21 protein-coding genes are annotated in these 21,904 nt (G+C 52.0%); 3 read left to right on the plus strand and 18 right to left on the minus strand.

The window, feature by feature from the left end; all coding sequences use genetic code 11:
* Positions 1–54: 54 nt before the first annotated feature.
* Genes ACFO3I_RS00105 through ACFO3I_RS00145 form a run of 9 tightly spaced genes read right to left on the minus strand, consistent with a single transcriptional unit; the run spans position 55 to position 9,215 of the window.
* Positions 55–1,272, minus strand: a complete 1,218-nt coding sequence (locus tag ACFO3I_RS00105; protein WP_377330693.1) for a type II secretion system F family protein — start codon at positions 1,270–1,272, stop codon at positions 55–57.
* A complete protein-coding gene (locus tag ACFO3I_RS00110) occupies positions 1,272–3,011 on the minus strand; it encodes a GspE/PulE family protein (RefSeq protein ID WP_377330696.1) in 1,740 nt (579 codons plus the stop codon). Before ACFO3I_RS00110 ends, ACFO3I_RS00105 begins: the two co-directional genes overlap by 1 nt.
* Positions 3,012–3,014: 3 nt before the next feature.
* Positions 3,015–4,151 carry a tetratricopeptide repeat protein gene (locus ACFO3I_RS00115; RefSeq protein ID WP_377330698.1) on the minus strand — a complete coding sequence of 379 codons (1,137 nt, stop codon included), beginning with the start codon at positions 4,149–4,151 and terminating at the stop codon, positions 3,015–3,017.
* Positions 4,148–5,053 (minus strand): ExeA family protein, encoded by a 906-nt coding sequence (locus tag ACFO3I_RS00120; RefSeq protein ID WP_377330700.1) that lies wholly within the window; start codon positions 5,051–5,053, stop codon positions 4,148–4,150. The genes ACFO3I_RS00115 and ACFO3I_RS00120 overlap by 4 nt, the downstream gene beginning before the upstream one ends.
* Before the next feature lie 2 nt (positions 5,054–5,055).
* On the minus strand, positions 5,056–6,726 hold the full coding sequence (gene mshL, locus ACFO3I_RS00125; RefSeq protein WP_377330702.1) for a pilus (MSHA type) biogenesis protein MshL: 1,671 nt from the start codon (positions 6,724–6,726) through the stop codon (positions 5,056–5,058).
* A complete protein-coding gene (locus ACFO3I_RS00130) occupies positions 6,719–7,042 on the minus strand; it encodes a hypothetical protein (RefSeq protein ID WP_377330704.1) in 324 nt (107 codons plus the stop codon). Before ACFO3I_RS00130 ends, mshL begins: the two co-directional genes overlap by 8 nt.
* Positions 7,020–7,670: a hypothetical protein gene (locus tag ACFO3I_RS00135; protein WP_377330706.1), complete on the minus strand. Its 651-nt coding sequence runs from the start codon at positions 7,668–7,670 to the stop codon at positions 7,020–7,022. The genes ACFO3I_RS00130 and ACFO3I_RS00135 overlap by 23 nt, the downstream gene beginning before the upstream one ends.
* Entirely contained in the window at positions 7,667–8,272 is a 606-nt protein-coding gene (locus tag ACFO3I_RS00140; protein WP_377330708.1) for a PilN domain-containing protein, read from the minus strand. The genes ACFO3I_RS00135 and ACFO3I_RS00140 overlap by 4 nt, the downstream gene beginning before the upstream one ends.
* A complete protein-coding gene (locus ACFO3I_RS00145; protein WP_377330710.1) occupies positions 8,256–9,215 on the minus strand; it encodes a hypothetical protein in 960 nt (319 codons plus the stop codon). The genes ACFO3I_RS00140 and ACFO3I_RS00145 overlap by 17 nt, the downstream gene beginning before the upstream one ends.
* Before the next feature lie 111 nt (positions 9,216–9,326).
* On the opposite strand from ACFO3I_RS00145, the gene ACFO3I_RS00150 reads away from it, so the two are divergent.
* Positions 9,327–10,253, plus strand: a complete 927-nt coding sequence (locus ACFO3I_RS00150; RefSeq protein WP_377330712.1) for a 1-aminocyclopropane-1-carboxylate deaminase/D-cysteine desulfhydrase — start codon at positions 9,327–9,329, stop codon at positions 10,251–10,253.
* Here ACFO3I_RS00150 and ACFO3I_RS00155 read toward each other — a convergent pair.
* Positions 10,204–11,838, minus strand: coding sequence for an EAL domain-containing protein (locus ACFO3I_RS00155; protein WP_377330713.1), 1,635 nt, complete (start codon positions 11,836–11,838; stop codon positions 10,204–10,206). The genes ACFO3I_RS00150 and ACFO3I_RS00155 overlap by 50 nt on opposite strands.
* Positions 11,839–11,973: 135 nt before the next feature.
* Between ACFO3I_RS00155 and ACFO3I_RS00160 the strand changes: the two genes are divergently transcribed.
* A complete protein-coding gene (locus ACFO3I_RS00160; protein WP_377330715.1) occupies positions 11,974–12,426 on the plus strand; it encodes a GNAT family N-acetyltransferase in 453 nt (150 codons plus the stop codon).
* 23 nt (positions 12,427–12,449) lie between these two features.
* Here the strand turns inward: ACFO3I_RS00160 and ACFO3I_RS00165 are convergent, their stop codons facing one another.
* A complete protein-coding gene (locus ACFO3I_RS00165; protein ID WP_377330716.1) occupies positions 12,450–13,151 on the minus strand; it encodes a 2OG-Fe(II) oxygenase in 702 nt (233 codons plus the stop codon).
* A gap of 221 nt (positions 13,152–13,372) precedes the next feature.
* Here ACFO3I_RS00165 and ggt point away from each other — a divergent pair, with 221 nt between their 5' ends.
* Entirely contained in the window at positions 13,373–15,085 is a 1,713-nt protein-coding gene (gene ggt / locus ACFO3I_RS00170; RefSeq protein WP_377330718.1) for a gamma-glutamyltransferase, read from the plus strand.
* A 331-nt stretch (positions 15,086–15,416) separates the two neighbouring features.
* On the opposite strand, the gene ACFO3I_RS00175 is transcribed toward ggt, so the two are convergent.
* From ACFO3I_RS00175 to ACFO3I_RS00205, 7 genes are all read right to left on the minus strand, one after another.
* Entirely contained in the window at positions 15,417–16,172 is a 756-nt protein-coding gene (locus ACFO3I_RS00175; protein ID WP_377330720.1) for an arylamine N-acetyltransferase family protein, read from the minus strand.
* A 9-nt stretch (positions 16,173–16,181) separates the two neighbouring features.
* Positions 16,182–16,508 carry a DUF2288 domain-containing protein gene (locus ACFO3I_RS00180; RefSeq protein WP_377330722.1) on the minus strand — a complete coding sequence of 109 codons (327 nt, stop codon included), beginning with the start codon at positions 16,506–16,508 and terminating at the stop codon, positions 16,182–16,184.
* A gap of 30 nt (positions 16,509–16,538) precedes the next feature.
* A complete protein-coding gene (locus ACFO3I_RS00185) occupies positions 16,539–17,888 on the minus strand; it encodes a sigma 54-interacting transcriptional regulator (protein ID WP_377330723.1) in 1,350 nt (449 codons plus the stop codon).
* Between the two features lies 1 nt (position 17,889).
* Positions 17,890–18,465 (minus strand): hypothetical protein, encoded by a 576-nt coding sequence (locus tag ACFO3I_RS00190; RefSeq protein ID WP_377330725.1) that lies wholly within the window; start codon positions 18,463–18,465, stop codon positions 17,890–17,892.
* Entirely contained in the window at positions 18,462–19,880 is a 1,419-nt protein-coding gene (locus ACFO3I_RS00195; protein WP_377330727.1) for a sensor histidine kinase, read from the minus strand. The genes ACFO3I_RS00190 and ACFO3I_RS00195 overlap by 4 nt, the downstream gene beginning before the upstream one ends.
* Positions 19,881–19,989: 109 nt before the next feature.
* A complete protein-coding gene (locus ACFO3I_RS00200; protein WP_377330729.1) occupies positions 19,990–20,190 on the minus strand; it encodes a hypothetical protein in 201 nt (66 codons plus the stop codon).
* Between the two features lie 436 nt (positions 20,191–20,626).
* Positions 20,627–21,856 carry an adenosine deaminase family protein gene (locus tag ACFO3I_RS00205; protein ID WP_377330731.1) on the minus strand — a complete coding sequence of 410 codons (1,230 nt, stop codon included), beginning with the start codon at positions 21,854–21,856 and terminating at the stop codon, positions 20,627–20,629.
* Positions 21,857–21,904 lie beyond the last annotated feature (48 nt).

Here is a 21,904-nt window from a genome sequence, read left to right on the forward strand (position 1 = left end):
CTAACTGGTATTTGTGACCAAAGTTATAAATTTTCCAATTCCTTTGCAAATTTTTTAACCTTTTTTATAAGCGTTCATCATGTCCCACATAGGTGTAAAAATACCAAGGGCTAAAATCAACACCATCACAGCCACAATACAAATTAAAACAGGTTCTATCTTGGCGGTCAGGCCCTTTAAATCATAAGCCACTTCACGTTCATAAAAGCTGGCCACTTCACCAAGCATTTCATCCACCTGACCGGTTTCTTCACCAACGGCCAGCATTTGCAGGACTAACGGAGTAAACAACTCACTGTTTAATGACACCCTAAGCAGGCTTTCACCGCGTTCAATGTTTTTCCGCATCTCGCGGATTTTCTCCGCCATAAAATCATTGTCGACGGCTTCCGACACCAGAGATAACGCCGAGGTCAGCGGCACACCAGCTTTCAGCATCATGGCGAAGCTGCGGCTGAAGCGGCCCAAAGTTGCCCGCTTGATAATAGACCCCATTAACGGCAGGCGCAGCTTCCAGTAACTCCATTGATAGCTGCCTTGCGGACTGGCCAGATAGAGTTTCAAGCCCCAAATGCCACCAATCAACACCGCCAGCATCAGCCCCCAATAATTCAGAAACATATTGGAGCTTGCCAGCAAAAAGCGGGTTGCCCATGGCAACTCGGCATGGAAGCGGGAAAACATCGCCGCAAACTGCGGGATCACCATCATGTTCATCAACACCATAGCAACCACCAACGCAAACAACACAAAGCTGGGGTAACGGGTCGCCTGTTTAATCTGCTTGCGGGTTTCCAGCTCTTGTTCGAAGTAGCCGGACAACTGCAAAAAGGCTTGATCCAACCGGCCGGTATTTTCACCCACGTGCACAATGGACACCACCAGCCGACTGAACTCTTTCGGGTGCTGCGCCATGGCGACCGATAAGGTGCGGCCTTTTTCCAGTTGGTCGGCTAAATCCAGCAACACCTTATGCAGCGCTTTGGAACTGGTACTTTCTGCCAGCCCGACTATGGCCCGAATAATAGGAATTCCAGCTCTGGTCAGTGAATACATCTGCCGGGCAAACACAATCAGGTCTGTCAGGTTGACACGCTGCCAGGGCCAGACAAACTCCGCTTTTTCCTGCGCATCCTGCAGCAGCTGAATGCGGATAGGGATTTGGCTGCGTTTGATCAACACATCGGCAGCGGCTGTCTCACTGCCCGCTTCCAGCGTCCCACTGACTGATTGACCTTGCCGGTCCCGCGCCGTGTATTGATAAGTCGCCATCAGTCAGCCTGCAACTCAACTGCCGGAGTTTCTGCTTCCAGCTCCAGATATTCTGACACTTTGATCACTTCTTCCAGACTGGTGAGCCCATCCAACGCATAGTGAAGAGCCATATCACCCAAGGGTTGAAAGCCTTCGTTGGCACGAGCGGCTTGCGCAAAGGCGTCCAGATCTTTACGCCGCAGCGCATCGGCCAGTTCACGATTCATCACCAGAAGCTCAAACACACCAATCCGGCCTGAATAGCCGGTGTGGTTACAACTCTGGCAACCTTCTCCGCGCCAGAATTGCGGATTGGCGGCCATGGATTTATGCGCCAGCCAGCTTAGCTCTGCAGCATCCGGGGTATAAGGCTTTTTACAATGGGGGCACAAACGCCGCACCAGACGCTGAGCCAGAATGGCTCGCATGGCACTGGCCACCAGATAATCGGGTGCACCCATATCAATCAAACGTAAGGTACTGCTGATCGCGTCATTGGTGTGCAAAGTCGACAACACCAAGTGACCAGTTAAAGCGCCACGCAGCCCTATTTCAGCGGTCTCATGGTCACGCATCTCACCGACCATAATAATGTCCGGGTCTTGCCGCAAACTGGTTCTTAACACATTGCTGAAGGTCAGACCTATACGCTGGTTCACCTGAACCTGATTGATGCGGGGTAAGCGGTATTCCACAGGGTCTTCGACCGTAATAATTTTATTGCCGGACTGATTCAGCTCGCTCAGCATGCCATACAAACTGGTGGTTTTGCCTGAGCCTGTCGGCCCTGTCACCAGGATCATGCCGTGAGGGGTCTTCAAAATGCGCCGCAACCTTTTTAACAACGCATCAGGCATGCCGGTTTGCTCCAGCGTCAGCAAGCCCGCCGACTGATCAAGCAAACGCATGACCACAGACTCACCGTATTGCACCGGCATGGTCGACATCCGTACGTCGATGGTACGGCCTTTGATTTTGATCTGGAAGCGTCCGTCCTGCGGCAGCCGCTTTTCTGAAATATCCAGCTGTGCCATCAGCTTTAAGCGCAACACCAGTGCGGGCACGATGGAGACTTCTTTTAATACGTTTTCCTGCAAAACGCCGTCAACCCGCTGCCGGATCCGCAGCAATTTTTCGTCTGGTTCTATATGAATATCGGAAGCACGCACCTGCACCGCATCTTCGAAAATGGACTGCAGCAGTTTGACGATGGTGTTGTCATTGTCGGCTTCGTCATTCAGTGCGCCAAAATCCAGCTCTTCGGCTTCGGAATATTCCTGTTTCAGCTGAGTGGCGAAGCTCTCAATCTCTTTGGTGCGCCGGTACAAGCGGTCGAATGCACTGATCAGCTGAGCTTCGGGAACAATGGCAATAGCGATGTGTTTCGGCGCCAGCATCGGAGCAATCTGGTCCAGCACCGACAAATCGGCCGGGTCGCTCATGCCAAGCAATACTTCAGCGCCGCGATCTTCCAGCACCAGGGCACGGAACCTGCGGGCGTGCACTTCAGGCAACAGAGCAACCGCATTGGGGTCTATCTGACGTTGACTGATGTCGAGCAGACTGACGTTTAACTGCTGAGCCAGAAAACGAAGCAACTGGTCTTCGGTCAGCAACTGCAGATCGATCAGGCTGTTACCCAGTTTACGACCGGTTTTTTGTTGTTGCGCCAGCGCTTGCTGTAGCTGGGCTTCGGTAATAATGCCTTCGTGAACCAGCAGGTCCCCCAACCGCATTTTTAGCTTGGGTTTAAGCATCTGTTACTCCAGTTCCGCAATGCGGCTTCGGACAAAATTCAGGCTGTCCGCCGCCAGGCTGATTCCTTGGTTTTCCGCTTGCCGGTAGGCCAACAGCGCTTGTTCCCGCTGGGCCAAAGCGTCAAAACTCAGCGCCATACCAAGCCACCAGCGGGCTTGTTGTGGCTGCAACCGGGCTAATTGTTGAAATAATCCTATCGCCTGCGCATGTTGGCCGGTTTTCTGTAATGCCGCTGCTTTTAGCGCATAAAAGTCCGGGTGCTGACTGAAATCAGGCGCAGCATTGAGCACAGTGACAGCGTCTTGCCAACGCTGTTGTCGGACCGCCAGGCCTGCCAGTGCCATCAGCAAATTCGGGTCCTGATTCCCTTGTTCCACCGCCTGCTGCAACACCTGCTCTGCAGCGGCGTGGTTTCCCTGAATTTGCCAGAGCCTGGATTGTTGCAAATAAGGTTCAGCCTCTGTTGGCAGCAAGGCTGCGGCTTTTTGCCATAACTGCAGCGCCTGCATCAGTTGGCCGGCGTTTTCGGCTTTACGGGCTTGCTGCACCAGCAAGCTTTGCTGTTCTGACAGGCTGAGTTCAACTTTTTCAATCGACAGACTGGGCGCTTTCACCGGCGCAGCAGTTGAAAGCGCAGGCTCTTGCGACCACTCAGTTTCTGCCTCTGCAGCAGAAACTTGAGCTTCAGCAACCGGCTCTTCAGCCTCAGGCTCTGGGGCCGTGGCTTGTTCAGCCTGCACAGGTTCAGCAATAGGGTTCTGTGCTGGTTCTGCTGTTGTGGCACCAGTTTCCGCCAGTGGCGCCGCAGGCAAAGGAGTGACCGGGGTCAATTCAACCGGAGCTTCAGGCACAGTGCGCTGCGCGCTGGCCGCCTGCTGCCTGAGTGGTTCATCCTCCGCTGTTAATGGACTCAACTGGCTGTGCTCTACCTCGGCTTCTCCGACGATCGGAGTCTGTTCCGGCGTAGCTTGCCGGGTAAACCAGGCTTGCCCCAGCCAGCCGGCCACTAATGCCAGCGGAATGATAAACCAGGGCAACCATGACCAGCGGCTTTTACGCTGCAGGATAAGCGGGCCATGACTGCGTTGGTGTTGCTGCTGCCGGTCGAGATCGCGCAGCATTTTATTAATCACACTCATAACCAGCCCATCCACCAGATATAGGCGCAAGAACCGGCGGTAGCACTTAGCACTAACCAGAGAGCCCAGGCCAGACTGGGTTTGGCAGCCTGCTGCACATCCTCAGTGTCTTTGGCGGCATAACGCAAATGACTACCACTGATTTGAAATTTGTGCTCCCCAAAGGCCAGCATCAGCCCCTTGTGACTCAATACATTCACCAGTCTGGGTACTCCTCTGCTGTAACGCCATAATGCCTTTAACGCAGAGTCCGTAAATAGGGGCTGCATCACGCCGGCGATCTCCAGACGGGCGCGCACATAAGCGCGCACTTCTTCAAATGACATGCCCCGCAGGTGATAAGAAAAGCTGACGCGTTGGCGCAATTGACGGAATTTATGACTGGCCAGACGTTCATCCAGCTCAGGTTGGCCGAACAACACCACCTGCAGCAGCTTGCGCTGTTCAGTTTCCAGATTGGTCAGCAATCGCAAGGCTTCTAAGGTGTCATCCGGCAGCGCCTGTGCTTCATCAATGACTAAAATGGCTCGTTTATCCTGGCTGGCCAGCATCATCAGGTGGCGTTGCAGCAACTGACCCAATTGCTGATGATCGATATTGTCAGAATGCTTCAGGCCCAATTCGCAGGCGACTGCCCAGCGTAATTCAGAGGGGGATAAAAAAGGATCCGGAATATAGGCAATCACCCAATCAGGCTGGGCTTCATTGAGCAACTTACGGCATAACATGGTTTTGCCGGTGCCAACTTCCCCCGTGACTTTGATAAAGCCTTCTCCGGCTTGCAGCGCTGTAGTCAGCACCTGCAGTGCTTCATGGTGCTGAGGCAAATCGACGTAAAAAGCTGTGTTTGGCGTTAAACCAAACGGGCTTTGTTGCAAACCAAAATGCTTCAGATACAACATGGTCAGTTCTTCTTCGGATACCACTGGTTAATCAAATCAGCAGACTGCTGAACCTGCTGCTGCATGACCCCAGCGTTGACCACTGTCGGTTTGATCAGAATAATCAGTTCTTTTTTACGTTCGACTTTGCTGACCCGGCTAAACAATTTTCCCACCAAAGGCACAGACCCCAGTACAGGAACTTTAGACTCACTGTCGGAAATGGTCGACTGCATCAGGCCGCCAATAACCACTATCTCACCATTGCGGGCTTTAATAATGGTGTCAGACTCGCGCACATTGGTCTGCGCGAAGTCCACCTGAATGTCCTGCCCTGTGTCATCGCGGCCGATAGAGCGCGGCAGTTCAGTGGTTTCACTGACCGATGGATGCACATGCAAAATCACATCGTTATTCGGGCTGATTTGCGGCGTGACGTCCAGAGCAATGCCTGAAAATATCGCGGAATACTCGGCAGTGGCTTGTTGCACTGTGCTACTGGAACTGCCGGTCGAGGCGTAACCAGGGTTCACCCCGACAGCAAAATAGGCATCAGTCCCCACTTTAATCACCGCTTTCTGGTTATTAATGGCCGTGACTCTGGGGCTGGACAGCACCTGGGCATTGCCCTGCGATTCCAGCAACTCAATCACACCACTAAAATCCGGTCCGCTGAAGTCCAGATTCGTCCGGCCACTTGTCGTGGAGGTGGTGCTGCTGACCACACCAAAACCAGAGGTACTGAAGTTAAAATCAGTATTGCCGATGGAGCCGGCAATTTCCGACCAGTTAATGCCTTGCTGGTAATCATCATTTAAGGTGACTTCGACAATTTTCGCTTCCAGTACCACCTGGCGCTGCAGGCTGCGTTCGGTTTGCCCCAAGTACGCTTTGACTGCGTCAATCTCGGCAGGCATTGCCCGCACAGTAACTAATCCGGCTTGTGGGCTAATCACCACAGCTCTGTCCTGACCACCGCCAATAATGCCTGTCACCGCTTCTTTCAAATCTTTCCAGAAGTCGGTTTTATTTGAGCTTTGTATGGTACTGCCGCTCTGTTGGCCTCCACTTCCACTCTGATATTGAGAGTTGTAGTCAAATCCGTTCTGGTTGCTTTGCATCTGACTATTTTGCTGACTGTTAAATTGACCGTTATTGTTGCCTTCGCTCGCCGAAATGCCACCAGCGGTCACCTGCAGCGATGAGCTGCCGGAGCGCTGCATCAGCAGGTAGTTGACTGCGATAGTTTCTGTACGTAAGCCGCCTGGCATCACTTTATAAATTTGACCAACCAGCTCAATATGAAAGCCATACAACTGCTCAACCACAGCAAAAGCTTCAGCCAAGGTCACTTGTTTTAAATCAAGGGTAATTTGCCCGGTCACTGCTGGATGCAATGCCACACTGTAATCGGTATCAGCCACCAGGGATGTAAAAAAATCACCGACGTCCACATTCGCTGCCGCAACATTAAACCTCGGTAAGACAGGTGCAGTGATTTGCATAGGGCTGGTCATCGCCAGCAAATCCTGAGTGACGCTGTCTGGCACTGCAGTCGGTTCTCTGACCTCTGGGGCGGCCGCTTTCGCCAGCTCGGCGCTGGCTTCTCTGGCCACCTTGGTCTGTTCTAGCCCCTGGCATCCTAATAAGCTCAGGCAGCCAAATGTAATCACTAAGCTGGTTTGTTTAATCATTGCTTTTCATCGTTTTAAACAGCTGTAAGATTTTTTGCTCAGAGCCCTGACGCAATACGACACGTTGTGGTTCTATTGCCAGCACTGTCCAGTCAGCCACAGCATCTCCCTGCCTGACGGTTTGCCCATTAATTAAGGCGATAGGTTTGCCCTTTACAGTCCGGATCAGGTTTAACTTCAGTTCACTGACAACAGGTTCAGTTTTTTCTGCTGTTGCCGTGACTGTTGTCAAAAGCAGCTCAGGTTCAGTCGGATCCGCCAATGCCAGTGCCGCACCGCTGCAGCACAATAAGCTAAAGCTTAATATAACTTTCATTATCACTTACCGTTAACAGGTCCAGAGTCAGTTCTGCAGTCGGAAACCCTGTCACTTTGTACTCCAGTTGTTGCCAGCCTAAAGACCATGGCAACTGGTCCAGTCGGTGCAACACAGCGTTCAGCGCCGGATAACTGCCGACTAAGACCACCTGGGTGGAGTGACGGTACACAAGGGCCTTCTGTTCCAATCCGCCGTCGGCAAAAGACAGTGGCACCGGCGGTGTGGCCTTCACCGATTTGACACTGACATCGTCGCTGCTTTTCAGCACATCCTGCAGCACAACGGCCATGCGCTCCGAGCCGACAAAATAGCTGGTCAGCGCCGAAATACGTTGCTGCACTTGCTGTTCTTCCTGTTCCAGCTGCCTGATTTTTTCTTTAAAACTGGCATCAGGATCGATAGCTTCTTGTTGTGTTAAGGTCTGAATCAGCTTTGCGTTATTCGCTAACTGACTGTTCAGATTAATCAATTGCTGTTGATCTTTATGGTGTTGTTCCAGATTAGGTATTATCCACTCCAGCAAAAAAAGCCAGAGACAAAGCAGCACAACCCCATAAAGCGTAATGAGTTTTTCCCTTGGTTTCAGCGCCCGGAATTTTTCCTGCAGTTGCAGCCAGAGACTCATGGTGCTTCTCCTGCGACCTGTTCCGACTGCACAACAAAGGACATGGCCTGGGTCTGATCACGCTCCTGCTCCAGTTCAAACTGAGCAAAACTCTGGCCTTTAAAGAACTCATTCTGGCTTAACTGATTCAGCCAATAAGGCAACAACTCAGCCTTAAGCACATACCCCTGAAAGGTACTGCTGTCCGCTGAAAGCCGGAATGACGTCAGCCAAAAACCTTTCGGATCAATTTTTGCCAGGTAGTCAAACACAGGGCCATATTTTACAGCGGTCTTTTTCTGCTCATTCTGAACATAGCTCAGCAGTTTATTTTTCTGCGACAGCAGCTGGGTCAGTTCTTCGTGCTGTTTAACCAGCACTGGCGACGGCACTCTGGCCTGCAACCTGGTCCGCAGTTGTTCAATTTGGCTCTGCTGTGCAGCGGTCTGTTGCTGCATAGCCGCCAGCTCCTGGCTGGTCGCATCCGACCGGTAGTCCAGCGCCAAGCCAACCAGAGTCATGACCAGCACCAGGCAGCCAACAACCTGCACCACCAGTTTCAGGCTGATCTTTTCCTGCTCTGGTTTTATCGCTGAGGTATAGAGATTAAGGCGTAACTTCATGGTCCGCCTCCGCAGCAGCCATCACAGGCTCAATAGCACCGGCAAGCGCTTGTCCATACACTTGAAAATCGTCAGCACTGACACTGAGTTGTAGTGCATCAGCGGTGACATTAAATACTTGGGTAAATCCGTTTTGGATAAACAATTGCAGAATATGCTGTTGATGAGGACCACTGAGCCAGAGGCCAATTTCTCTGACCGGTGCCTGCTTTAGCTGGCCTTCAAAGAAATCGATAGAGCGCTGCAGTTCAAGTAATAAGTTATCGAAAACACCTTGCTCCAACTCTTCCTGATTGAACTGATCAAGCCGGTTAAAACCGCGCAGACGTCTTGAAAAATACAGACTGCCATTCTGAATGATCTGCACGCCCAGATCCTGCCCTGGCTGATGACAAACCACCATGACCGCATAATGTTTTTTCGGCAATAAATTGCGCGCCAGCCATTCTTCCGGCTGAATGCCGGTTAAGGTGAGTTTGTAGTGCTGAAAAAGAGCCGCCAGCTCTTTTAACCAACTCTTTGAACTGACCACCACATTCACTTTGGCACTTTGTAATTGGTTTTGCAGCGGCAGGTCGAGATAATCCACCACCAGATCATCGTCTGGCAGTGCCACTAAATCTTTGATGGTCCAGGGTAACGCCATTATCAGCTCTTCCGGTGGTACCGGAGGCTTGTCAATTTGCAGTACCATGTAGCGTTCTGGCGGAATAATAAGTGTGCAATCGCAATGTGCCGGCAGCAGGGCCGCCAATTGGCGAAAAGCCTGGCTTTGTTGGGCTGGCCCTTCCATCGCAAGGTTGTAATAAGCGGGAGGCTGCCATTGTCCGTCCAGGTATTGCACCACAGCCACTTTAATTTGTTGGGGCAACCAGTGAACCCCGGCGTAGTAACCAGCAGGTTTCTTTTTGAGGTTCAAGCGTTCCAACCAGGCCGATAACATAAATGCAAATACTACCTTTCACTTGATGTAATTATTGTAACGCCACGTTATCACATAAAACGATAAAAATGATAAAATATTCATCAATTCTCGTAGAATCAAGGCTATTGTATGGTGTTAACTACAGAATGGCAGCTTTTATCTCATCCTGTACTGTGCAAATTTCAGCACCAGCTCTGGATTTGTCAAATTCAGAGCCAGGATCCGCAAGTCTCTGGTAATAAAGCACTAAAACTAAAATACCAACTGGCACAGGCTGTTCAAACTAAAAACGCCGGATTGCTGACTTTAGGAGGTGCTTTTTCCAATCATCTGGCAGCGACTGCTGCTGCATGCCACAGTTTGGGGCTGGCCAGCATAGGCCTGGTGCGCACTGACGCCATAGACCTGGGGAATCCGACCCTGAGTGCCTGCCAGCAAAATGGCATGCAGCTGATCGCCGTCAGTCGTGAGCACTATCGACAACGCGACCACTTAGAGTGGCAACAACACTGGCAAATGCAATTCCCAGACTATCTTTTCGTGCCTGAAGGAGGGACAAGTGAGGCAGCAGTCAGAGCCGTCAGCGAATTTCCGCTCGGTCAAACGCCAGCAGGCCAGGCAGACTGTCTGGTTAGCGCGGTCGGCAGTGGCGGCACCTTGGCGGGCTTAATACGAGGCGCAGGTTCAGCGTCGGTGCTGGGCATTCAGGTGGCACCAGACCCAGGACTTAGCAATAAAATCAGCAGGCTGACTGAGGGAGCGACTGACAACTGGCAACTGCAGCCTGCGCTGCATTTACCGGCTTATGGCAAAGTAGACAACACGCTGTGGGAATTTTGCGCCTTGATGAAGCAGCAAGGCATAGAGCTGGAACCCATCTACACAGGCAAAGCCTTATACAACCTGCTTTTGTTGATTGAGCAAGGGCTGCTGGGCCAGGGCAAACGCATCAGTTTCTTCCATACCGGTGGTTTGCAGGGGCTGGCCGGCCTTGCGTATCGCGGCCTTATTCCATCAGCTGATTTTGGGCAATCAAACGCGCCAGTGGCTGGCTGAAGTAGTAGCCCTGCGCACCCGCCACTCCAAGTTTTTTCAGGCAATGCCACTCGGATTCGCTCTCCACTGCGGTGGCGATCACCAGGGTGTCAGTGCCACTGCAGCTTGCCAGCAAACCACGCACAAACAGCTGCTGCTCCAGTTGCTGATCAATATGCCGCACTACAGCCGGATGGATCTTTAACATGCTGATCGGCAGTTCATCACTATAGGGCGCTGGGGTCAGACTTAAACCAACATGATCAACCACCAGCGCAAAGCCCCAGGCCTGCAGCTGCAGCAGCCGGGGCTTGAGTTGCAGATAATGCTGATGCAGATGATGCTCATGAAACTCCAGCGCCATTAAATCCACCGGCAAACGCCGTTGCTGTACCTGCTCTTCCAGCCAGCGCCACCAGCCATTGTCCAGCACAGATGAAATGGTGATATTGACGCTGCAGCGTCGTCCCTGATAACTCTGCCGCTCCCTGGTGCAGACCTGGGCCACTTGCAACAACACAGTCTGATCAATGGCACCAGTCAGGCCACAGTTGGCCGCCATGGGCAGAAAGACACCGGCAGACAACTTGTCACCATCGCTGCTTTGCAAGCGGACCAGCACTTCGTGCTGTAACACATCCTCATCATGCCAGGAGAACACTGGCTGAAAGCTGAGCAGAAACCTTTTGTCGCGCAGCGCATTGTTCAGTTCAGTGCGCCACCAGACAGAACCTTTGATTTTCGGTTTTTGCGGGTCGGCAAAGCCAAAGGCCGCATTCGGGCCCTGCAGCTGAGCGGTTTTCAGCGCCATATCCGCTTCTGACAACAGCTGATAACTGCTTTGCCCCTGCTCATACAGCACAAAACCAACGTGGATCAGATCAAAATCCTGCACTTCACTGAAACAGCTGGCCTGACTAAGCACCAGAGCCAGCCGATCACCAAATAATTCAGCTTCTTTGCTCTGCATGCCGGGGATTAACAATGCCAGGTCATTGTCCGCTATCCGCGCCATCACCACTTGAGGCCAGACTGAACATAACTCGGTCAGTAATTCAATGCAGCTGCGCAATCTGGGTAGTTTCACCGTGTTGTGCAGCACAGGTTCCGGATGGCTGATTTGCAATAAAAACAGCGCGCCAGCCACAGGTTCAGCGCTGTCAGTCAGGTAATGCTGCAAGCGGCTTTCAAAGTACAATCTGTTACCGACCGCCAGCTCATGATCGACCAGGCCCTGCACCCGCACCAACTGACGGGTTTCAGCATCGCGTTTTTGCCAGTTCCGCAGTTTTAACGAAGCCCGTTGTATCTGAGCTGCGACAGGCACAGCGTCCTGATAGTCCATCTCCAATTGCTGCAGCAATTCACAGGTCTGCATTTCGGTTTGCTGCCAGTGGTGCAGCTGCTCGCGCATAAAAGGCTGCCACCACATCCACCAGGCAGCAACCAGCACAAAGGGAAGATTCAGGCATAACATCAAGGGTAAGTAGCGATCGGGCATCGCGGGGGCTACCCCGGCCAACAAAGCATTCAGCAGCAGTGCAGCCCCGATAAACAAGCGGGTTTGCCAGCGCTGCTTGCGTTTTAATAATTCAAAAAGTCCCATTGTTCACCCCCGTCCTGCTGCCTGTTTGCTTCTCCGGCAGTTTGGTTAAGTGTTGACCAGGACCTTAAAAGTTGCCGAAGATTTTTCCCCCAGGGCTTTGTTATCATGGCTGGTCTTTTGTTCAGAGGAGTTTTTATGCAGTGGCATTCTTGTAGTTTCAGCGAGCTGGACTCAGGCACTTTGTACCAGATCCTGCAGCTGCGGGTTGACGTGTTTGTGGTCGAACAAAATTGCCCCTATCCGGAACTGGACGGCAAAGACTTGCTGCCAGGAACCTTGCATTTATATCTGCAGAACGAGCAAAAGGTGCTGGCCTATGCCCGGATTTTACCGCCGGGTGCCAGCTACGCCGATAATCCTTCGTTAGGTCGGATCTGTGTGGCGCAAAGTGCCCGTCAACTGGCGCTTGGCAAAGAGTTGGTGCGACGTTCGATTGAGCTGGCTGAACAGCAATGGCCTGCCAATCCAATTCGTATCTCGGCCCAGTGTTATTTGCAGCGGTTTTATGAAGGCTTTGGTTTTATTGCCTGCAGCGAATCTTATCTGGAAGACAATATTCCCCATCTGGAAATGCTGAGACCCGTCTGAGCTGACGCCAGCCTGAGACCCTGCTAGCCTGGCTGGCCATAAATCTGTTCGGCACGATTGAACAGCACCCAACTGGTCAGTATGTACTTGTCGCCTGAGACAGGCACGCAGCCCCGGTGTGTATGTGTGAAATAAGCAGGCGCTATCACCATCCGGCCGGCTTTCGGCTGAATGGCTTTCTTCTGGTAATAAAACTCCGTCTGGCCGCCGTCACTGACATCATTCAGGTAAAACATAAACAACAATGCCCGGTGCAGCGCTTCATTGTGCCCCAGCTGCGGGTAGACTTCAGAATGCCAGTAGTTGTAGTTGCCTTTGCCTTGTTGGTATTTTTGCAGCTGAATGGGCCCTAACCGATAGATGGCCTGCGTCAGTTGCGGCACCTGAGGCCGGCCGAACTCATCAAAGTTATCCGCCGTCAGAGTGACAGCCCCCTGCCCGGACGGATGCGGCAAGGTCATGCTCATAGGGCCAATCAAGGCAAAATAGTACTTACGAAAGTATTCCATCACGTGCTGGCTGGTATGGCGGCAAATTTCATTGAGTTGCTGCTGGTACTCTGCATGCTGATTCAGATACAAATCGGTGCTGATTTTTTTACTGGTGTCGACACCTCCGCCTGTGCGTCCCGCCGTAGTGTGAGGGCTCAGTTCAAAAGTACGGATCAGTTGCTGACAAAACTCCGCAGTTAATACATCGTCATAAACTTCAATAAAGTCGTGCATAAAATCTGATAATTCCGACGGTTAAATCTACAAAACATGTTGTGCGACCAGCCTTCACCATACAGTGCCCGACTGGCTGTTTGCAAAAATTTTACAAGCGATAATGTGGCCGGCACTTCCCTGCACTCTGCCCACTGAAAGCCGCTGTTAGTCGTGGCTCTCTGGCGCAATACAGCATAAAGCAGTAGCTTGGTGGCTTTGACCAACAGAGGATAACCAGAATGAAAAAACTCGTGTTATGCAGTTTATTGGCATTAAGCCCACAGCTGCTGGCCTATGATCGCATCACAGGTGCAGAGTTCGCCAGCCGCTCCGAAGTGATAGCACCGCATGCCATGGCAGCCACCAGTCAGCCGCTGGCCACTCAGATTGCCCTGGATGTGATGAAACAAGGCGGCACTGCCGTCGATGCAGCCATTGCGGCTAACGCGGCACTGGGCCTGATGGAGCCGACCGGTAATGGCATTGGTGGTGATTTATACGCCATTGTCTGGGATGGCAAAACCAAACAACTGTACGGCCTGAATGCGTCTGGCCGCTCACCAAAAGGTTTAAGCTTTAAACAGCTGCAAAAAGAGCTGAAGAAACAAAACCTGACTGAATTGCCGCCTTACGGCATGTTACCAATCAGCGTGCCAGGTGCAGTTGACGGTTGGTTTGAACTGCATCAGAAATTCGGCAAACTGCCTATGCAACAGATCCTACAGCCCGCCATTAATTACGCTGAGCAGGGCTTCCCGGTCAGCGAACTGATTGCCTACTACTGGGACCGTTCGGTGCCGAAGCTGTCGGTGCAACCAGGTGACTTCAAAGGCACCTTTACCATCAATGGCAAAGCGCCCGCCAAAGGCGAGCTGTTTAAAAACCCGGATTTGGCCAACACCTACAAAGCTATCGCTGCTGGTGGGCGCGATGCCTTTTACAAAGGTGATATCGCCAAACGTATCGACAGCTTTATGAAAGCCAATGGCGGCTATCTGCGCTACGACGACTTGGCCAGCCATCAATCGGATTGGGTTGAGCCGGTATCAGTGAACTACCGTGGCTACGATGTGTGGGAACTGCCGCCGAATGGTCAGGGCATTGCCGCGCTGCAAATGCTGCAAATCCTGAAAAACTTTGATTTAAAGGCCATGGGCTACAACAGCGTCGAAAGCATTCATACCCTGGTTGAAGCCAAAAAGCTGGCCTTTGAAGACAGGGCAAAATTTTACGCCGACATGGACTTCAACAAAGCGCCGGTTGCCGCCCTGATTTCGGAAGCTTATGGCAAAGAGCGCGCCAGGCTGATCACCAGCAAAGCCGCACAACGGGTAGACGCCGGGAACCCGCACCTTTACACAGGCGACACCATCTACCTGACCACAGCCGATAAAGACGGCACTATGGTGTCACTGATCCAGTCCAATTACCGCGGTATGGGATCAGGGGTGGTGGTACCGGGCACAGGTTTTGGCTTCCAGGACCGAGGCCAGCTGTTTTCACTGGACCCGAAACACGCCAATGCCTATGAACCGGGGAAAAGACCTTTCCAGACTATTATTCCGGCCTTTATGACCAAAGACGGTCAGCCGCTGATGAGCTTTGGTGTCATGGGTGGCGCTATGCAGCCACAAGGCCATGTGCAGATTGTGGTGAATATGATCGACTACGGAATGAATATTCAGGAAGCAGGTGACGCCGCCCGTTGGCAGCATTTAGGCAGCACCGAACCAACAGACGCCGCCAATGCTTACCTGACCAATGGTGGTTATGTGCAGCTGGAAAAAGGCGTGCCTTACGAGACCGCCCGTGAGCTGATGAAACGCGGCCACGACGTGCGCTCAGGTTTAGGTGAGTTTGGTGGTTATCAGGCCATTTACCGTGACCCGAAAACCGGCGTCTACTGCGGGGCATCGGAATCCCGTAAAGACGGTCAGGCCGCTGGCTATTAAGTGTTGAGCACGTTGAAAAAAGGCGGGTAATAACCCTAATGCCAGTCAGTTAAGCTGACTGGCATTATTTTTTACCGCACAGTATCAGAATTCACCTGAACTAAAACAGTAAACGAACTGAATCTATCCAAAGCGAGGAAAGGTAAAAAACTAAGCAGACCGTCTTTGGCATGGATGCCAAAGCCGAGCCTACAGGGAACGTATTCACGGCGTGTCTGCGTGGGCTTTGCCTTTTCCGCTGCAACTGAACCAACTCGTGAATAGATAAGCAGTTTTTGAATAAAAACTGCTTATCTGATCGGCATTAGGTAATAACCCACCTTTTTTCGTGTTAATTCAACAGACGCTGTAATTCCGTGTCGCGCTCCGCCTCAGATAACTGCCGCACTTGAGTGCCTTCTGCACGAATTTGCTTTAACTGATCTCCCAGCAGAATATCGCGGCCTTGAGGGCTGTGCCGGATCACCAGCAGTTTCTGCACAAAAATAGTGTCCGGGTGCGTCGAGTTCAGGTAGTTGGCTGGCATAAAATCCACCCACTCACTTTCGTAACAGTCAAAGCCAAACTGGCTCAGCCACTGCCCGTCGACAAAGGCTTGCAGCACATAAGCGCCCTTGTCATCCAGCGTCAGTTTAAAGCGATCAAAATCCTGCTCCAGTTCTGTGTCCAGATGCGACAGCGCTATTGGTGCGCGGATGCCGTAGCTGCCAAAACCTAAATCCAGCAGATACTGTTCGCCTTCGGCTTCGACCAGCAACACCATATGGGTTTTAGGCCGGCGCACCGGGTAGAACATAGGCCGGGCAGCAACAAAACGGTAGCTAAAGCCCAAGGCCTGCAACGCCATTGCAAACAGGCCGTTCACTTCGTAGCAATAACCGCCACGGCGCTGCTGCACAATTTTTTCCACGATTTGCTCTGGCACCATAGACACCACTTGTCCGGCCTGCACATCGAGGTTTTCAAAAGGCACCGCAAAGAGCTGAGTCCGCATCAGGTCGTGCAGCGTCTCCAAGCTCCGCTCCACCGGGCCTGTATAACCAATGCGCTGAAAGTAGGCGGCTAAGTCAAAATTTTCGGCAAACATCATCGGCTCCTAATTCAGCACCGCACCGGCTTTGTCCTGCACCAGCACCCAAGGCGAGACCACAACAGCCCATAAGTCTGCTTTTTGCTCAAACCAAACCGCGGCCTGGCTGTCATTGACCCGGTCCACCAGCCCTTGCTGTAACCAAAGCTGCACTTGAGTTTTCAGGTCCTGGCTGAATGCATAGGCCACCTCAACCAGGTCCAGGCTGGCGGCCACTTGCACTACAGAGCCTGCTGCATAAAACTTTTGCAATTCCAGCCAGTTGATGCGTGCAGTTTCGCTGGTGATCTTCGCTTTCAGTACTTCAGGTTCAACCGAAAAATTTTCGTTCATCTTGCTTCTCTTGCCCGTTAACGGCCTGTTCTACTCAACTTCATCGCCCTGCTCGGCCACCTGGGCCGCGCTGAGCTCGTGTTTTTTCATTAACTTGTGCAAGTCCGTTCTGTTGCGTCCGGCCAGCTCTGCCGCGCGGGTGACATTGCCTTCGGCCATTTTCAGCACTTTGATCAGGTACTGACGCTCAAACTGATCTTTGGCTTCGGTTAAGGTCGGCCAAAAACTAACATTCTGAGATAAGGCCTGCTCGACCTGCGCCAGGCTAATCACCGGACTGCTGGTCAGCGCCACACACTGCTCCACCACGTTGACCAACTGGCGCACATTGCCCGGCCACTGCGCTGTCACCAACGCCTGCATCGCATCGTCGGAAAAACGGTTCACCTGGACACCGTGGCGCTCTGAGCTTTGCTGCAGCACATGACGGGCAAGCAGCGGAATGTCTTCTGCACGTTCACGCAAACTAGGCAGCTGCAAATTGACCACGTTCAGCCGGTAATACAAGTCTTCGCGGAAGCTTTGTTCCTGCATCGCCTGCTTCAGATCACGGTGAGTGGCAGACAATACCCGCACATTAATAGGAATGGTTTTGGTGCTGCCAACAGGGCGAATTTGCCGCTCCTGCAAGGCGCGCAATAACTTTACCTGCAACGGCATCGGCATGTCGCCAATCTCATCAAGGAACAGCGTGCCGCCATCCGCTTCGCGGAATAAACCGGCATGCTCATTGACCGCACCGGTAAAAGCCCCTTTGGTGTGACCAAAGAGTTCGGACTCCAATAAGTGCTCAGGTAAAGCGCCGCAGTTAATGGCGACAAAGTGCCCTTTGGCCCGCGGGCTGGCCTGATGAATGGCTTTGGCCAGTAATTCTTTGCCTGTCCCGCTGGCGCCGGTGATCAGCACGCTCACGTCACGCTGCGCCACGCGGTACGCTTGCTCCAGCACCTGCTCCATCACTTTACTGCGGGTGACTATGGCCTGACGCCATTGGTCCTGACTGGGAATATGCGACTGGTGCACCGCCTGCGCCAGAATATCGCGCAGCTCATTGTTATTCAGCGGTTTGGTCAGAAAGCCAAAGACACCACGCTGAGTCGCGGCAACCGCTTCCGGAATAGACCCATGCGCTGTCATCAGCACCACAGGTAAACCAGGGCAGCGTTTGGCTATTTCATCAAACAGCGCCATGCCATCCAACCCGGGCATGCGTAAGTCGGACAACACCACATCAAAGCTGTTTTTACCCAGCAACGGCAGCGCAGTTTCGGCGCAGTCTGCACTGGTCACCTGATAGCCTTCCCCTTCCAGCCGCAGCGTCATTAGTCGCAGCAGGCTGGGGTCATCATCCACCAACAATAAACGGGCGCCATGGCTCATCTTAGTTACCTGTCTGATTTAATTTGGCTTCAATTTGGGTCAGCGCATCAATCTTTTTCTGCAGATCTTTGGTCTGCCGGTTCAGCCGTTCAATCCGGCCCTGATGCTGAGCATTCAGGCGCGACAAAGCGGTCACGGCAGACTCGGTTTCCAGTAACTTCTGGTTATAGGCCAAGTCCCAGCGCAGCAGATCGGCCAGTCCTTTCGGCAGGGTATTGAGCCGATCAGATAACTGAGACTGGGCGGCAAAGCGCACTGAATAAGGGCTGTCCGGGTGCAGGCGGATCAGCAAGGTCTGCAGTTGGGTGACCGCACTGCTGGTCAGGCTACGCAGCAGTGCATCGCGCTGATCCTGGGTGGTCGGCAACAACTGGGCGCGGAAATCGCGCCAGGCTTGCAAGGTCAGCACATCGTCGGCAATCGCCAGCTCAGCCTTCAGTGGTTTTTCTGGCTCCACCTCTTTTGGTTGCACCAGGGCAGGCTGAGGTTCAGGTTTCTTCACCACAGGGTTCAGCGGCTTCACTGCCTGACAACCCACCAACAGCACTGCGGTGGTGATGCTTAACCAGATTTTCATACACTTTCCTCAACTAAAGGTAACCGGACCTGAATACAGACATCGGCGTAATTCACATCGACAATTTCAGCTATGCCTCCCAGCAGGCGGGCGCAGTCAGCCACAATAGACAAGCCAAGGCCTGAGCCTTGCACGGCGTCAAAACGTTGGGCTTTACCACGCTGGAAGGGTTCAAACAGTTTGGCCCGCAATTCGGCCGGAATAGGCGTGCCATTGTTGGCCACGTCCAGAATAAGGTATTTGTCATGTGGCCTTAGGCTGACCCAGACCTTGCTGCCTTCGGCGCCATAAGCCTGAGCATTATTAATCAGATTATCCAGAATACGGCGGAATAACATGCCATCGGTATAAATCCGCGGTAGCTGACAATCCAGCTCGATCTGCTGCTCACGTTGTTGCAGTGACAACGCATGGTCGTTAAAGCACTCTTGCAATAACTTGTCGCTGTCATGCCAGCTCAGTTCGGGCTTGGCCTGTTGCAACAGTTTATTGTAATCCAGCAGCTGCTCGGTCAGCACACTCAGCCGATCCGCACTGCCATTGAGCAAGGTCACGACTTCCATTTGCTGGGGGGTTAGCGGCCCCACCAACTGCTCCGCCAATAAAGCGCAGCCTTCGCGAATACTGGACAAGGGGGTTTTTAGCTCATGCGAGGCGTGGCGCAGCAAAATGAGCCGCAAAGCCTCCAGCTGCTGTAAACGTGACGCCAGCCAGCGCAGCTGTTCACCCAGTTCGGTCAGCTCACGTGGCCCATCAACTTTGTCGTGCGGAAAATGATGGCTGGGCTGACCGATAGAACGGATCATTGTATCCAGCTTTTTCACCGGTGCAGTAATACGGGCAGAAGCCCACAACACCAGCAATAAAGTTAACACCACCAATGCCACTGTCTGCCAGGCCAGCTGGCTTTGCGCTTCTTCGGCATAGGCCTGTTGTTGTTGTAACCGTTGCTCCAGCATGCTCCAGATGGCTTGTGTCAGTTGCAGCTGCTGCAAGCGGATCTTCTGTAGTATCGGGCTTAATTCTTCGTTATTTTCGGTCAGGTAATTGTCCAGCAATAACTGCAGCTGCGCCTGTTGCTGCTGACACAACAGCGGCTGCGCCAGGTTCAGACAGACTGAACTCAGGTTCTGCTGGTAATTGTCCAGGTGGGTCGCGGCGAGCTTAGACAAGGCATCGGTCTTCAGAATACTGAACTGCAGCACAGAACGTTCAATGTCATTCACCAGCTTTTGCATATTCTCGGTTCGGCGCACATTCGCCACTGAGCTCTCGGCCTCTGCAATGGCAAAACGGCTGACGTCAGACAAGGAGCTGTTGCTCTGCCACAACAACACACTTAACGGAATTAGCGCCATACAAAAGCTAAGCAATACAAATTGCCGCAGGCTGGCTGGCTGAATGGGCATACGCATAGGATAAGCAATGGCCGGAGAAAACTGCCGGTATCATAACGGATTTTATCCGGCGCAAGAAAGCAAAAAGCCGGTCAAAGGACCGGCTTTTCTGAAGTTCAACAGCAGCTTATTGGGCAACCTGCACAGCTGAGGCCACAGCACGGGCTTTACGCGCCTTGGCAGCAGTGCGGGCATAAGCGTCAGCTGCTTGTGCCCGCTCTAACTCCTTTACCTGGGCACCATTCAAATCAATTTTGCGCAGGAAGCTGACGAACACAAAAGCATTAACCATAAAGAAGGCGACTGCGGTGATTAAAAACATATCCATGATTGACCTCTCTTACTTCAGTTGAGTTGCAGCTTTGGCTGCGCCGGTCGGTAAATTAGGTAAGAGCAACAACTTCGTATCTCTTACCTAATTTACCGTGACGACTCTAATAATGCAGAGACTGTGCCAACAAATTAGAATAAAATTAAATCATTTAAAAACAACAAGATAAACAAACAACAAGTTACAAAAACCCGTTTTTTCGCTGAAACTGAACCTGAGCCACAAAAGATCTGTTGCCAATTAGCGACAGCAAATCACCCAGTAAAAATTAAATCATATAAATCAACAGCTTAAACTGTATCTTTTTAGCGACAGTTTTCTTAAGAAAGGTTAAAATCAATTAAATTCATTAAAAATCAATAAGATAAAAACATACTTTTGGAGTGGCGAGTGGAGAGCAATGGGGCCAGAACATGCTCTGGCCCCGGCAGGGTTATTCAATAAAACCGTATTTGCGGGCGACTTTGTCAAAGTACTCCAGGCATTGTTTAGCGTACTGGCGTTTTTCTACATAGCTGCCAGGGAAAAAACTCTTTTTAAAGCCATAAGCCACCATGTCTTTTAAGCGCTTTAGCGGGATATCAAAGTGGTCCAGTGCCAGTTTGTACTCGCGTGACACCGTGGTATTCGACACCAGCCGGTTGTCGGTGCAGATCACTGTGGCAATACGGTGGTCCAGCATATCGCCGAATTTATGTGCCTCAATAGACCCGATAGCCGGGTTGGTTTGCAGATTGCTGGTCAGGCAAACTTCAATGGCAATGCGTTTGTCGGCGATATACGACGCCAGCTCTCGGATATAACGCTCTTTGTCCTTGATGGCCGGGTCCTGGATCATCTCCGGCACAAACAGCGAATAGCCATGGCCAATACGGTCGGCATAACATTCTGTAATGGCTTCAAACACACTTTCTGCGCCATAAGCTTCACCGGCATGCAGGGTTTTTAATAAAAAGTGCTGGTGGGCGTATTCATAGACTTCTTTAAAGTTATGTGCCGGATAACCCGACTCCTGCCCAGCCAGATCCAGCGCGACAATGGGAATACCCGCCTCATCGCGCAGCCGCACACTGGCGCGCACCAGTTCCATAGCCGCCAGTTTAATCACCTCTATCGGAGTGAAATCGCGCATCAGCTGAAACAAATTGGTGTAATAAGGTGAAAAGCCTTTGTCGCCAAACATCCGCATGGCGCAGTTAATAATGCCGTAAGCAAAAGGGGGCTTGTCGCCGTTTTGAATCGCAGGCTGTCGATTGTATTCCTGCTGTGCGCGTTGCAGGCCATTGTTCACCGCGTGCATCACCCGATCAAAATCGATACCACCGGGTAAATCAATTAACAACTGAGGTGCAAAGCGGACTTCGATGTAATTCACTCCTTCCAGCTGGTTATCAATCGCCAACTCGTAGGCTGCCCGCTCCAGGTTGTCCATATCGCGCAGCACGGCGCAGGTGTATTGAAAGCAATGCAGGTATTCACCCAAGTTCTGGTAGCTGTCTTTGAAAACCAGCTGCTTTAAGCCCTCCACGGTTTGGCTGGGCAAGCTGACATTGGCTTTGGCTGCCATTTCAATCAGGCTTTCCAGCCGCAAACTGCCATCTAAGTGCAGATGCAAATCTGACTTTGGCATTTCTTTAATAAAATCAAAGGAATAATAGTGCATGCGCTAAAACTCACGAAAAAGACAACTGGTTTTAGTTATAGCAGTATG

The sequence above is a fragment of the Rheinheimera marina genome (genome assembly GCF_042654345.1).
GTDB lineage: Bacteria > Pseudomonadota > Gammaproteobacteria > Enterobacterales > Alteromonadaceae > Pararheinheimera > Pararheinheimera marina.